The organism is Klebsiella sp. K-3 (assembly GCF_051207495.1).
GTDB lineage: Bacteria > Pseudomonadota > Gammaproteobacteria > Enterobacterales > Enterobacteriaceae > Klebsiella > Klebsiella aerogenes.
On the sequence record NZ_JBPNXF010000041.1, the window covers coordinates 1 to 303 of the forward strand.

Consider the following 303-nt stretch of genomic DNA (forward strand, 5'->3'; position numbering starts at 1 on the left):
CTGATGAAAATACAGCAGTAAGTAATCTCTGCAGGCTTGTAGCTCAGGTGGTTAGAGCGCACCCCTGATAAGGGTGAGGTCGGTGGTTCAAGTCCACTCAGGCCTACCAAATTCGCTCTCGTGCTTTGTTGTGGCAAAGCTCGCATACTTCAGTATGCTTCGCTTCACCACGCCGCGCCCGAAAACGAATTAAGGTTAAAAGAGATTCATTCGATGGGGCTATAGCTCAGCTGGGAGAGCGCCTGCTTTGCACGCAGGAGGTCTGCGGTTCGATCCCGCATAGCTCCACCATCCTTACTGCAA

Annotated in this window: 2 tRNA genes; both read left to right on the plus strand. The window is 52.1% G+C overall.

Going from position 1 to position 303, the window contains the following annotated elements:
- Positions 1-32 precede the first annotated feature (32 nt).
- A tRNA-Ile gene (locus ACSEMK_RS24055) sits at positions 33-109 on the plus strand.
- Between the two features lie 106 nt (positions 110-215).
- Positions 216-291 (plus strand) — tRNA-Ala (locus ACSEMK_RS24060).
- Positions 292-303 lie beyond the last annotated feature (12 nt).